This window comes from Serratia quinivorans (assembly GCF_052113645.1).
Classification (GTDB): Bacteria; Pseudomonadota; Gammaproteobacteria; order Enterobacterales; family Enterobacteriaceae; genus Serratia; species Serratia quinivorans_B.
Genome location: NZ_JBIEIU010000007.1, coordinates 96,569 through 110,552 on the forward strand (window position 1 = coordinate 96,569; position 13,984 = coordinate 110,552).

Consider the following 13,984-nt stretch of genomic DNA (forward strand, 5'->3'; position numbering starts at 1 on the left):
TTGAGCGAGAAACCGAGCCAACAGGCCGGGGAAGGCCGCCGCGTGGTGTTCTTTGATTTGGACGGCACGCTGCATCAGGAAGATATGTTTGGCAGTTTCTTGCGTTTTTTGCTGCGCCATCTGCCGTTGAATCTGCTGCTGGTGGTACCGCTGTTGCCCGTTGTCGGGCTGGCGCTGCTGGTGATGGGGCGTGCTGCTCGCTGGCCGATGAGCGTGCTGCTGTGGTCGATCACCTTCGGGCGTTCAGAGGCCAGGTTAAAGGCGTTGGAGCAGCGTTTTGTCAGTGATTTCCGCAGTAAGGTGACCGCTTTCCCGGTGGTGCAAATGCGCCTGCGTCAGTACCTCGAGGTACATGATGCGCAGGTGTGGCTGATCACCGGTTCTCCGGAGCGGCTGGTGGAGCAGGTGTATCAGGACTCGGCCTTTTTGCCGCGGGTCCATTTGGTGGGCAGCCGCATTCTGCGACGTTACGGCGGTTGGGTGCTGGCTCTGCGTTGCCTGGGAGTACAAAAGGTGACGCAGTTGGAGCAGCGTCTCGGCGCGCCGCTCAAGTTATATAGCGGCTATAGCGACAGCAAGCAGGATAACCCGTTGCTGTACTTTTGCGAGCACCGTTGGCGGGTCAGCAAGCTGGGTGAACTGCAGCAGTTGGAGTAACAAAAGGGCGGATATTCCGCCCTTTGTGGTATTTAATGGCTTACATTGCCGCGCGGAAAATAGCGACAATCTGTTCGTGGGTGGCTTGTATCGGGTTAGTGAAGCCGCAAGCATCTTTCAGCGCGTTGGTGGCCAGCGTATCCAGGTCCTGCTCTTTCACCTGCAAATCACGCAGCCCGGTCGGGATGCCGACGTCTTGCGCCAGCAAACGAATGGCGGCGATACAGGCTGCGGCCCCCTGTTGATCGTTCAGATGTGTCACATCCAGCCCCATGGCGGCGGCAATGTCTTTCAGGCGCGGCGCACAAACGCTGGCGTTGAACTCCTGCACGTGCGGCAGCAACACCGCGTTGCATACCCCGTGCGGCAGATCGTAAAAACCGCCGAGCTGGTGTGCCATGGCATGCACATAGCCAAGAGAAGCGTTGTTGAAGGCCATTCCGGCCAGGAACTGGGCGTAAGCCATATTTTCTCGCGCCTGCATATCCTTGCCGTTGGCGACCGCATCGCGCAGCGATTCGGCGATCATGGTGACGGCTTTCAACGCGCAGGCGTCGGTAATCGGGTTGGCGGCACTGGAAACGTAGGCCTCAATCGCGTGGGTTAAGGCATCCATCCCGGTGGCGGCAGTCAGGCCTTTCGGCATACCGGCCATCAGGTGCGGATCGTTCACCGACAGGATCGGCGTGACGTGTTTGTCGACAATGGCCATTTTTATGTGGCGTGCTTCATCGGTGATGATGCAAAAACGGGTCATTTCAGAGGCGGTGCCGGCCGTGGTGTTGATGGCAATCATCGGCAACTGCGGTTTTGCCGAACGATCGACGCCTTCATAATCCTTGATGTTTCCGCCATTGGTCGCCACCAGCGCGATGCCTTTGGCGCAATCGTGTGGTGAGCCGCCGCCCAGGGAGATCACGCAGTCGCATTGGTGTTCTTGCAGTAGGGCCAGACCTTGTTTCACGTTCAGCGTGGTTGGGTTAGGGTGAGTGCCGTCATAAACGCAGCTTTCGATCTGCTGCGCGGCGAGCAATTGTTGCACCTGAGCGACTACACCAAGGTTATTCAACACTTTGTCTGTCACGATCAACGCCCGACGCAGTCCCTGCTGTTGCAGGGTATTCGCCGCTTCGTCCAGACAGCCGGAGCCAATCATGTTGACGGAAGGGATAAAGAAAGTTGAGGCCGCCATAAGTCACTCCTTGATAAAAGCTTTATTGCTTGCCTCAAACACTACTCCGCTAATTATTAAGCCATCATGATCTATCGCAACATCAAAGTGGTTAGGTCAGGTGATTGATTTGGTTTTAGTTTAACCACTAATACTGTGTGGAATTGACCCGAGTCGAGCCAAATCCTGCAGACAGTCTTATCGTTAAAACGGCAGGGACTAATCCTCTGTTTGATCATGCGGTTTACGGCCCAATTGCCAGATTTTTTCAGCGTAATGCCCGAGCGCCCACAAACTTAGGCCGAGCAGCACAAAGAAAATCGCTTTGGGCATGGCACCCCAGAAAAACTCGAAGAAGCGGGTATAGAGGTTAATGCCGAGGAAGGTCAGTCCAAAGCCACGCAGCATGGCATCGTCGCGCTTTAGTCCCAGCCAGAGGCAGCCGATGGCGGCAATGCCGAACAGCAGGCTCCAATGGAACAGCTCGATCTGACGCGCGTTGTACCAGCTGTCGAGATCGCCGTAATTGCCGAAGATCGACAACAGCCACAGCGCGATGAACAGATACAGCAAACCCATCGCCAGCGAAACTCTCTCCAGTCCACGGCGCGCGAGCAGCGGTTGCAGCAGTAACGCCGCAGCGATCAACACCACACCAAAGGCGATAAAGCGGATTGGGAAACTCATGCCCAGCCAATAAGCCCCCCAGCCGGACAGATAACCGGTCTCGGCACCGAAGGCATTACCGAGCGACAGCAGGGCAAACCACCACACCAGCCCGGAGCGGCTGAACCAGCCAATCACGCCATACAGCAGGGCGGCGAACATCAGCAGCAGTGAAATCCGGCCGCTGCCGTTATCCAGCCAGACGCCCATTTGCCACAGGGCGCAGGCGGTGAACAGCACGGCAACGAACAATGCGGCTTCATTGCCGTAGCGTTTTTCCGGATGCAGACGGCGGCGGCGCAGCGCCCAGACATAGCAAAAAGCGGCCAACAGCGCGGCTATTGTCATGCGCACCGGCGCATCGAAGCGAAACAATTCACCCAGGCGATAAAGCAATTCACTGTCGGCGAACAGGCTGCTGATGGCAATCACCAGCGAAGCCAGCGCGGCGAGAAATGCATAACGTGCCAGCCGCCGCCAGTCGAAGGGCTGCACCTCGACATGCTGCAACAGTTGTTGCTGTTGTTGCGCCGTCAGCGCGCCTTCACCTACCCAGCCGTCCAGTGCTTTGCGCACGACGACAGCGTTCTTTTTACTGAATTTCATGTGTCCTGTCCCTGAAAAACACCGTTATCCAATCAGTATATACCCGTTGTATTTCAAGCAGCAGAGAGTCTCTCAGCCGCCGTGGGTAGGGGACGAATATCTTCGCCCGATTAATACGGGCGCAGCATGCATCGCCTCCACTGTGTATAATGCCCGCCGCAAAGCGCACGAGGAATGATGCAATGACTGAATATAATGATGAATACTGGATGCGTCAGGCATTGCGGCTGGCCCTGCGTGCGCAGGAAGAGGGAGAGGTACCGGTCGGGGCGCTGCTGGTGCTGGACAATCAGGTGATTGGCGAAGGCTGGAACCGGCCGATTGGTCGCCACGATCCGACCGCGCATGCGGAAATCATGGCGCTGCGGCAGGGCGGGGCAGTGCTACAAAATTACCGTCTGTTGAATGCGACCTTGTACGTGACCCTGGAGCCTTGCGTGATGTGTGCGGGTGCGATGGTGCACAGCCGCATTCGTCGGTTGGTCTACGGCGCTGCCGATGTAAAAACCGGCGCAGCGGGGTCGCTGGTGGATATTTTGCGCCACCCTGGCATGAATCATCAGGTGGAGATCCTGTCCGGCGTGTTGGCCGACGAGTGTGCCGCCACATTGAGCAACTTTTTCCGCCTGCGTCGTGAACAGAAAAAAGCGTTGAAGCAGGCGCAACGCAGCGATATGGATAAAGGCCCGGAATAATCAGAAGTTAAGTGCCAACTCCGGCGTCACTGCCGGATAGCCTTTCCCCAACTCAGCCTGTTCGGCCGCTTCCTGCGCCGCCTTTCTCTCTTTTTCCTGCAGATAACCAACCAGGCTGACCTGATAGCGGCGGATGTTTTCCACGTAGTTATAGGCCTCGCGCCCACGCGCATAGCCGTAGGTCAGCTGCGGGTAGTAACGTTTTTGGCTGAGCATCGGCAAACGCTGTTTGACGTCGACCCAACTGTCCGGATTGCCTTTTTGCATCTTGGTCAGTTTGCGGGCGTCGAGCATATGGCCCCAGCCCATGTTGTAGGCCGCCAGCGAGAACCAGATACGCTCATCTTCCGGCACGCTGTCGGGCACCTTGGCCATCAACCGCTGCAAATAGAGTGCGCCGCCCTGAATGCTTTCCTCGGGATCGAGGCGATCGTTAACCCCCAGGCCGTCGGCGGTGGCGCGCGTCAGCATCATCAAGCCGCGGACGCCGGTCGGTGAGGTGGCCTGCGGGTTCCAGTGCGATTCCTGATAGGCAATGGCCGCCAGCAGTTTCCAGTCGATCTCGCTGGCGTATTTTTCAAATAGCGAGCGGAAGGTGGGTAGCACCGAATCTATGGCCGACAGGAAGGTTTTGGTATCGACGTAATCGAAACTGCCCACGTGACCGAGGTATTTCTCCTCCAACCGCGCCAGCGTACCGTCGTCGACCATCTGGCTGTAGAAATCCAGCATGGCCGCATACAGGCTGTCGTCGGTGCCGCGCTTCAGGTACCAGGTGACCGGCTCTTCGTCGGTGACATCGAAAGCCACCGCCAATTGTGGGTGGATGCGTTGCAGCAGGGCGATGGTGACGGAATCGCCAAGGGTGTAATCCAGTTTGCCGTCGGCCACCTGCTCCAGCAGCTCTTTTGAGGTCAGATCGCTGGAGGCTTCCCAACTGAGATCCGGGAATTTGCTTTGTTTGAGCTGTTTCAGCGTGCTGACGTGGGCGGAACCGGAAGCGACGGCCAATTTGCCTTTAATATCGGCAAAGGTTTTGGGGCGAGCGGTGCCCAGGCGGTAAACCAACTGCTGGGAAACAGAATAGTAAGCCGGGCCGGTGCGGGCGCGGCTGAGACGATCCTGGTTGTAGATCAGCCCGGCGGCCAGCAGGTCGGCGTCGTCATCGTCCAGATCGTCAAACAGATCATTGATGTTCTTGTGCGGGATCACCACCAATTTCACCCCCAGGTAGTTGGCGAAGCGTTTCGCCAGCTCGTAATCGAGGCCACTTGGCCCCTGCTTGGTGGTGAAATAGGTTAACGGCGAGTTTAGCGTACTGATACGCAACTCTCCGCGGGATTTGATCTCTTCGAGTTGCCCGCCCTGACCGCCGCGCCAGGCAATGTTGGGCCACAGGGCGAGCGCCAGAAGCAAGGTGACAACACCGATTAGAATGTAGTTTATTTTAAGGCGTTTCAAATAGTTATCCAGTGGTGGCACAGGTGCACTGCTGACTGTCATCCCGCTTTTTCTTATGGTTAAATCACCAGTGCCGGGGCATTTTGCGCAACAAAACGCCAGCGTGCAACTTTATTGACACGTTATGACGATTCGGTGGCGCAAACAGCTTTTATTAATAATAGCTACGCAAACGGTTTCGTCTGCGGCGTAGATTCTCTATAATGGCGCGCGTTTTCCCCCTGTTGCGCCCAATGAAGTGCTGAAGTCAGTTGCTTCGAAGACGAGAGAACTTTGATTATGGAAATACTGCGTGGTTCGCCCGCTTTGTCGGCTTTTCGTGTTACCAAACTGTTGTCCCGCTGCCAGGACGCTCAACTTCCGGTCAGTGATATCTACGCCGAGTACGTCCACTTTGCCGATGTTAGCGCACCGCTCAATGCCGAAGAACACGGCAAGCTCTCGCGCCTGCTCAAGTACGGCCCCTCTCTCGCCGAACATGCCCCTGAAGGCCGCCTGCTGTTGGTGACGCCGCGTCCGGGCACCATTTCGCCGTGGTCTTCCAAAGCCAGCGATATCGCCCATAACTGCGGTTTGAAGCAGGTGGTGCGGCTGGAGCGCGGTCTGGCGTTCTACGTCCAGGCGCCGACCTTGACCGAAGCGCAGTGGCAACAGCTTGCCGCACTGCTGCATGACCGCATGATGGAAACTGTCTTCAGCAGCCTGGAACAGGCGGAACAACTGTTCGCTCAGCATCAGCCGGCGCCTTATCAGGCGGTCGACATGTTGGGGGAAGGGCGCAGCGCACTGGAACAGGCCAACCTCAAGCTGGGTCTGGCGCTGGCCGAAGACGAAATCGACTATTTACTGAATGCCTTTACCGGTCTGGGGCGCAACCCGACGGATATCGAACTCTATATGTTCGCGCAGGCTAACTCAGAGCACTGCCGCCATAAAATTTTCAATGCCGATTGGATCATCGACGGCGAACAGCAGCCGAAGTCGCTGTTCAAAATGATCAAAAACACCTTCGTGCAGACGCCGGATTACGTGCTGTCGGCTTACAAAGACAATGCCGCCGTCATGGAAGGCTCGCAGGTCGGCCGTTTCTTCGCTGCGCCGCAAAGCGGTCAGTATGATTATCATCAGGAAGACGCTCATATTCTGATGAAGGTGGAAACCCATAACCACCCGACGGCGATTTCCCCTTGGCCGGGTGCCGCTACCGGTTCAGGTGGCGAGATCCGCGACGAAGGTGCCACCGGCCGTGGGGCCAAACCCAAGGCCGGCCTGGTGGGCTTCTCGGTTTCCAACTTGCGTATTCCCGGCTTCGAACAGCCCTGGGAGCAGGACTTTGGCAAACCGGACCGCATCGTGACCGCACTGGACATCATGACCGACGGCCCACTGGGCGGCGCGGCGTTCAATAACGAATTCGGTCGCCCGGCGCTGGTGGGCTACTTCCGTACCTATGAAGAGCAGGTCAACAGCCATAACGGCGTCGAACTGCGCGGTTATCACAAACCGATCATGCTGGCGGGCGGCATCGGCAACATCCGTGCCGACCACGTGCAAAAAGGTGAAATCACCGTAGGCGCCAAACTGGTGGTGCTGGGTGGCCCGGCGATGAATATCGGCCTGGGCGGCGGTGCGGCATCCTCCATGGCCTCTGGCCAGTCCGATGCCGATCTGGATTTCGCTTCGGTACAGCGCGACAACCCGGAAATGGAGCGTCGTTGCCAGGAGGTGATCGACCGCTGCTGGCAGTTGGGCGAACAGAACCCGATTCTGTTTATCCATGATGTGGGCGCCGGCGGCTTGTCTAACGCCATGCCTGAGCTGGTCAGCGACGGCGGTCGCGGTGGCCGTTTCGAACTGCGCGATATCCTCAACGACGAACCGGGCATGAGCCCGCTGGAAGTCTGGTGCAACGAATCGCAGGAACGTTATGTGATGGCGATTGCTCCGGCGCAGATGGCGCAGTTCGACGAGATTTGCCGCCGTGAGCGCGCCCCTTATGCGGTGATCGGTGAAGCTACCGAAGAGCAGCATTTGACGCTGAACGACAGCCATTTCGACAACCAGCCGATCGACATGCCGTTGGACGTGTTGCTGGGCAAAACGCCGAAGATGACGCGTGACGTGACTCGCCTGCAGGCCAAAGGTCAGCCGGTACAGCGCGACAACATTACCCTGGCCGATGCGGTAAAACGCGTTCTGCACCTGCCGGCCGTCGCGGAGAAAACCTTCCTGATCACCATTGGCGACCGTACCGTGACCGGTATGGTGGCACGCGATCAGATGGTGGGGCCATGGCAGATCCCGGTCGCCGACTGTGCGGTCACGACCGCCAGCCTGGACAGTTACTACGGTGAAGCGATGTCGATCGGCGAACGTGCTCCGGTTGCCCTGCTGGACTTCGCTGCTTCCGGCCGCCTGGCGGTAGGGGAAGCGCTGACTAACCTGGCGGCGACCGAGATCGGTTCGCTCAAGCGCGTGAAGCTTTCCGCTAACTGGATGGCGGCAGCCGGTCACCCGGGTGAAGACGCCGGCCTGTATGAAGCGGTCAAAGCGGTGGGCGAAGAACTCTGCCCGGCGCTGGGCATCACCATTCCGGTGGGTAAAGACTCGATGTCGATGAAAACCCGCTGGCAGGAAGGCAACGAACAGCGCGAAATGACTTCGCCGTTGTCGCTGGTGATCACCGGTTTTGCCCGCGTGGAAGATGTACGCCACACCGTGACGCCGCAGTTGCGCACCGACAAGGGCGACAGCGCACTTCTGCTGATCGACCTGGGTAACGGTCATAATGCTCTGGGCGCGACTGCGCTGGCGCAGGTTTACCGTCAATTGGGCGACAAACCGGCCGACGTGCGTAACGTCGAGCAACTGGCCGGCTTCTTCAATGCCATGCAAAAATTGGTGGCCGATCGCGCGCTGCTGGCCTATCACGACCGTTCAGACGGTGGCCTGCTGGTCACGCTGGCGGAAATGGCGTTTGCCGGTCACTGCGGCGTGCAGGTGGATATTAAAGGGTTGGGTGACGACACCCTGGCTGCGTTGTTCAACGAAGAGTTGGGGGCGGTGATCCAGGTGACGGCCGACCGGCTTGAAGCGGTACAACAGGTGTTTGCTCAGTATGGCCTGACCGACAACGTACACCACATCGGCAGCGTGCAGGCCGGCGATCGCTTTGTGATTACTCAGGGCGACAACGCGGTGTACAGCGAAAGCCGCGCTACGCTGCGCACCTGGTGGGCGGAAACCACCTGGCAGATGCAGCGCCTGCGTGATAACCCGGAATGTGCCGATCAGGAACACCAGGCCAAGCAGGATGAGCGCGATCCTGGCCTGAACGTCAAACTGAGTTTTGCGCCGGATGAAGATATCGCTGCACCTTATATCGCCAAGGGCGCACGCCCTAAAGTGGCGGTGCTGCGTGAGCAGGGCGTTAACTCCCACGTTGAAATGGCGGCGGCATTCCATCGCGCCGGTTTCGATGCGGTGGACGTGCACATGAGCGATCTGCTGGAAGGGCGCCGTGATCTGCAGGACTTCCATACGCTGGTGGCCTGCGGTGGCTTCTCTTACGGTGACGTGCTGGGGGCCGGTGAAGGCTGGGCGAAATCGATCCTGTTCAACGATCGCGTTCGCGACGAATTCGAATCCTTCTTCCACCGTCCACAGACTCTGGCACTGGGCGTGTGCAACGGCTGCCAGATGATGTCGAACCTGCGCGATCTGATCCCGGGTGCCGAGCACTGGCCGCGTTTCGTTCGTAACTTGTCTGACCGTTTTGAAGCACGCTTCAGCCTGGTGGAAGTGGCGGCCAGCCCGTCGCTGTTCATGCAGGGCATGACGGGTTCACGCATGCCGATTGCGGTATCGCACGGTGAAGGGCACGTCGAAGTGCGCGACGCGGCGCACTTGGCGGCGTTGGAAAGCCAGGGACTGGTGGCGTTACGCTTCGTCGATAATGCGGGTCAGGTAACGGAAACTTACCCGGCTAACCCGAACGGTTCGCCGAACGGTATCACCGCCGTGACCAGCGCCAATGGTCGTGCGACCGTCATGATGCCGCATCCGGAACGGGTATTCCGTACCGTCAGCAACTCATGGCATCCGGAAGAGTGGGGCGAGGACAGCCCGTGGATGCGCATGTTCCGCAACGCCCGTAAGCAGCTGGGCTAAGCGAGAACGCTGCGATAGCCAAAGGGACGCAAGTGATTGCGTCCCTTTTCTATTAAGGCTATGGCGAGGACGATGGCGGTTGTCTGCATTTTGCGACAGAGGGTATTTTCACTGTCTCTAAAAAGAGACACGTAACTCATTGATTTATAGTGACGTAAAATTAATTGACTTAAGTTGTCGGTTTTTGGCGACAGGGCGGTGTTTTTTTCTTCGCCTGTACGCTTGGATATCGATGATTTTTGACGATGTTTTAATTTATTATTTAGCATTTTCAAGGTTTTAATAAATAACTTGAAAAGTTGGCACGCTAAGTGCATTATTCTGCTCAGTTGCTCATTCAACTTTTTATGACGGCCCCGTATTTAGACGGAACAGTTGCCTCATAAGCCCCCCGAATGATGCCAAAGAAATGGTGCCTATCGTCCAACCAAACCGATAATAGCCGCGCAAGCGCTTTATCAAGCATCGGGCGACACGTGGAGTGAGGCACCGCCTGTATCCAACTGTGATGAGTGTTCATCAATCCCGGATACTTACGGATGCTATTCGTCCTGTTCGATGCCAGCCTTGCGCTACATCACCCTGGGGACGAGATTAAAGGGCATCCACACTTTCTTGCGATGGGGCAGGTCTTGCCCCAGCGCTAAATCTCAAAGTCATGTTGAACTCTGTTTCGTTACCGAAAGGCCCTGACGCTAACACCCTACCCACGGCACGATCCCCTTTATTTTCCTGACGCTCCGCTGAACGCCGGGCTTTCCTCTCATCGGCGACTCGGTTAGCATCGAAGCAGACTAGAGACAATGAGATGATTTCGTTGAAAAGATGGCGTTTATTTCCCCGTTCGCTGCGCCAACTGGTGTTGATGGCGTTCTTGCTGGTGCTGTTGCCGTTGCTGGTGTTGGCCTATCAGGCTTACCAAAGCCTGGATCATCTCAGCGCCCAGGCCGCGGACATCAATCGCACCACGCTGGTGGATGCACGCCGCAGCGAGGCGATGACCAGCGTGGCGCTGGAAATGGAGCGCAGCTACCGCCAGTATTGCGTGCTGGTGGATCCTACTCTGGAGCGTCTGTACCAGAACCAGCGCAAACAGTATTCGCAGATGCTGGATGCTCATGCCCCGATCCTGCCGGATGAACGCTATTATCAAACCTTACGCGATCTGTTGACCCAACTGGCGGCGATTAAATGCCAAAGCAGTGGCCCGGCTCCGCAAGCTTCCACACTGTTAGAGTCGTTTTCGCGCTCCAATGCGGAAATGGTGCAGGCCACGCGCGCCGTGGTGTTTTCACGCGGCCAGCAGCTACAGCAGGCAATTGCCGAGCGCGGTCAGTTCTTCGGCTGGCAGGCGTTGATGCTGTTTCTGGTCAGCGTGATGCTGGTGGTGCTGTTCACCCGCATGATTATCGGCCCGGTTAAAGCGGTGGAGCGGATGATCAACCGTTTGGGGGAAGGGCGGGCGTTGGGCAGCACCGCCTCCTTTAAAGGGCCGCGTGAATTGCGTTCGCTGGCGCAGCGCATTATCTGGTTGAGCGAGCGTCTGGCATGGCTGGAGTCGCAGCGTCATGAGTTCTTGCGCCATATTTCTCATGAATTGAAGACGCCGCTGGCCAGCATGCGTGAGGGCACCGAATTGCTGGCGGATGAAGTAGCCGGCCCGCTGACCTCCGATCAAAAAGAGGTGGTGACCATTCTCGACCACAGCAGCCGCCATCTGCAGCAACTGATTGAACAACTGCTGGATTACAACCGCAAACTGGCCGATGGCCCGGCGGAACATGAAAATGTCGAGCTGACCGAAATGGTGGAAATGGTCGTGGCCGCGCACAGTTTGCCTGCCCGGGCGAAAATGATCCGCACCGAGATCCAACTGGATGCGGAAATATGCTGGGCAGAGCCTACTCTATTAATGCGCGTGCTGGATAATCTCTACTCCAATGCGGTGCACTACGGCAAGGAATCCGGTAACATTTGGATCCGCAGCCGTCAGGTTGGGCAACGGGTGCAGATTGATGTCGCCAACAGCGGCACGCCGATCCCCGAGGCCGAGCAAACCATGATTTTCGAGCCTTTTTTCCAGGGTAGTCACCAGCGAAAAGGGGCGGTAAAAGGAAGCGGTCTGGGGCTGAGCATCGCGCAGGATTGTATCCGCCGGATGCGCGGTGAGCTGCAACTGGTTGAAGTCGCCGGTGCAGACGTCTGCTTCCGTATTGAATTGCCATTAACCGCCGAGAATGAATAATAATGTACACATGGTCTAAACGCCTTCGTCTTTCGCAGACCGAACGTTCACCGCGTGCCACACAGGGCACGCCGCTCGGCAAGCGTCGATTTTCTTTTTTGGGCAGCGTTCTTTTTATGCCGTTTCTGTTGGCAGGCTGTGTCGATCGTGCGGTCAGCGGCGGTCTGAATCAGCCGCAGCAGGAAGCGATCCCGGACACCAAAGTGGTGGATTACCGTATTGCGGCGTGCGACACCCTGTGGCCACTGGATGATAAAGACGCGTTGAATAACTCACTTTACTGGCTGCGCGCCATGGACTGTGCCGATCGCATCGGTTCAACCCAGGCGCGTGCGCTGGCGAAAAACCTGCCCGGCAACAGTTGGGACGGCATTTTCAAACAGAGCATTTTGCTGGGCAGTGCCGAACCGACCTCGGGCGAGCGCCGCCAGATGATCGATCGCCTGAACAGTTATCGCCTGGAATTCCCAAGCTCGCTGCGCCCGCTGCTGCAGTTGTGGCGCCAGCAGCAGGTGTTGCAGATTACTTTGTTCGATGAAAAGGCGCGCTATCAGCACCTGCAGGAAAGCTCCGACAACCAGATAGACCAGCTGCGCCAGAGCCAGGTACGTTTACAAGCGCAGTTGCAGGACACCTCACGCAAGCTGGAAAACCTGACCGATATCGAACGTCAGCTCTCTTCGCGCAAGCAGCTGCAAAGTGAAATCCCGGACAACAGCGGGACACAGCCAAAAAACGACGCAACGGGCAAGAAAGTCGCACCGGCCAAGGCCGACGAGTCGGACGCCGAGCCGGAAAAGGGCACCGCCCTGCCGGTCGAGCCGGAAGATACCTACGCGCCGCCCCCCGCTAACAAGGAGTCTCACGCGCAATGACAGCACGCAAACCGGCCAATTTGTTATTGGTTGACGACGATCCCAGCCTGCTCAAGCTGCTGGGCATGCGCCTGACCAGCGAAGGGTTTCATGTCACCACCGCCGAAAGCGGCCAGGAAGCGCTGCGCCTGCTGGGGCGTGAGAAGATAGATCTGGTGATCAGCGATCTGCGGATGGACGAGATGGACGGCATGGCGCTGTTTGCCGAGATCCAAAAGCACCAGCCGGGCATGCCGGTGATCATCCTGACCGCTCACGGTTCGATCCCGGACGCGGTAGCCGCCACCCAGCAAGGGGTGTTCAGTTTTCTGACCAAACCGGTGGATCGCGATGCGTTATACAAGGCCATCGACGAAGCGCTGTCGCAATCATTGCCGGCCGGTGATGACAGCTGGCGTGATGACATCGTCACCCGTAGCCCGATCATGCTGCGCTTGCTGGAGCAGGCGAAAATGGTGGCGCAGTCTGACGTCAGCGTCTTGATCAACGGCCATAGTGGCACCGGTAAAGAAGTGTTGGCGCAGGCGATCCACGGTGCCAGCCCACGCGGCAAGAAGGCGTTTATCGCCATTAACTGTGGCGCGTTGCCGGAGCAGTTGCTGGAGTCCGAGCTGTTTGGTCATGCCAAAGGGGCGTTTACCGGCGCGGTCAGCAGCCGTGAAGGGCTGTTCCAGGCCGCCGCGGGCGGGACGCTGTTCCTCGACGAGATCGGCGATATGCCGCTTTCGCTGCAGGTGAAGCTGCTGCGTGTGCTGCAGGAGCGCAAGGTGCGTCCACTGGGCAGTAACCGCGATCTGGACATCGACGTACGCATTATCTCCGCCACCCACCGTGACCTGCAAAAGGCGATGGCGAAAAACGAATTCCGTGAGGATCTGTACTACCGCCTGAACGTGGTAAACCTGAAGATCCCGGCGCTGAATGAGCGGGCCGAGGACATTCCGCTGTTGGCCAATCATCTGCTGCGTGAATCCGCCAAGCGCCACAAGCCGTTTGTCCGCAGCTTCTCAACGGATGCGATGAAACGCCTGATGACCGCCACCTGGCCGGGCAACGTGCGTCAGTTGGTGAACGTGATCGAGCAGTGCGTGGCCCTGACTTCTGCACCGGTTATCAGCGAAGCGCTGGTAGAGCAGGCTTTGGAAGGGGAAAACACCGCATTGCCGACCTTTGTCGAGGCGCGTAATCAGTTTGAATTGCACTATCTGCGCAAACTGTTGCAGATCACCAAGGGTAACGTGACCCAGGCTGCGCGCATGGCGGGCCGTAACCGTACCGAATTTTATAAATTGCTGTCGCGCCATGAACTGGACGCCAACGATTTTAAAGAATGATGTTTTCCGCCGTGGCCTGCGCACGCAGGTTCTCAACAAACGCGGCGGAATGATTTACACTCCGTTCTCAATTGCTGGCATGACCAAACGCAAAGCACCATGGA

Annotated in this window: 9 protein-coding genes; 6 read left to right on the plus strand and 3 right to left on the minus strand. The window is 57.7% G+C overall.

What is annotated here, in order from left to right; all coding sequences use genetic code 11:
- On the plus strand, positions 1-657 hold the full coding sequence (gene yfhb, locus ACGS9J_RS14505; RefSeq protein WP_442231576.1) for a phosphatidylglycerophosphatase C: 657 nt from the start codon (positions 1-3) through the stop codon (positions 655-657).
- A gap of 40 nt (positions 658-697) precedes the next feature.
- Here the strand turns inward: yfhb and yiaY are convergent, their stop codons facing one another.
- Entirely contained in the window at positions 698-1,849 is a 1,152-nt protein-coding gene (yiaY, locus tag ACGS9J_RS14510; RefSeq protein WP_442231577.1) for an L-threonine dehydrogenase, read from the minus strand.
- 198 nt (positions 1,850-2,047) lie between these two features.
- The gene (locus ACGS9J_RS14515; protein ID WP_442231578.1) at positions 2,048-3,100 is read right to left on the minus strand and encodes a DUF2157 domain-containing protein; all 1,053 of its coding nucleotides are present in this window, start codon (positions 3,098-3,100) and stop codon (positions 2,048-2,050) included.
- Between the two features lie 182 nt (positions 3,101-3,282).
- Here ACGS9J_RS14515 and tadA point away from each other — a divergent pair, with 182 nt between their 5' ends.
- Complete coding sequence (gene tadA, locus ACGS9J_RS14520) at positions 3,283-3,795, plus strand: tRNA adenosine(34) deaminase TadA (protein ID WP_442231579.1); 513 nt, start codon at positions 3,283-3,285, stop codon at positions 3,793-3,795.
- Here the strand turns inward: tadA and mltF are convergent, their stop codons facing one another.
- Positions 3,796-5,256, minus strand: a complete 1,461-nt coding sequence (mltF, locus tag ACGS9J_RS14525) for a membrane-bound lytic murein transglycosylase MltF (protein WP_442231730.1) — start codon at positions 5,254-5,256, stop codon at positions 3,796-3,798. It lies immediately after the preceding gene.
- A 276-nt stretch (positions 5,257-5,532) separates the two neighbouring features.
- Between mltF and purL the strand changes: the two genes are divergently transcribed.
- The 4 genes from purL (at position 5,533) to glrR (ending at position 13,880) form a co-directional block, all read left to right on the plus strand.
- A complete protein-coding gene (gene purL, locus ACGS9J_RS14530; RefSeq protein ID WP_442231731.1) occupies positions 5,533-9,426 on the plus strand; it encodes a phosphoribosylformylglycinamidine synthase in 3,894 nt (1,297 codons plus the stop codon).
- A gap of 808 nt (positions 9,427-10,234) precedes the next feature.
- Positions 10,235-11,671 carry a sensor histidine kinase gene (locus ACGS9J_RS14535; protein ID WP_442231580.1) on the plus strand — a complete coding sequence of 479 codons (1,437 nt, stop codon included), beginning with the start codon at positions 10,235-10,237 and terminating at the stop codon, positions 11,669-11,671.
- Between the two features lie 2 nt (positions 11,672-11,673).
- Complete coding sequence (gene qseG / locus ACGS9J_RS14540; protein WP_442231581.1) at positions 11,674-12,546, plus strand: two-component system QseEF-associated lipoprotein QseG; 873 nt, start codon at positions 11,674-11,676, stop codon at positions 12,544-12,546.
- Entirely contained in the window at positions 12,543-13,880 is a 1,338-nt protein-coding gene (gene glrR, locus ACGS9J_RS14545; RefSeq protein WP_442231582.1) for a two-component system response regulator GlrR, read from the plus strand. The genes qseG and glrR overlap by 4 nt, the downstream gene beginning before the upstream one ends.
- Positions 13,881-13,984: the final 104 nt, after the last annotated feature.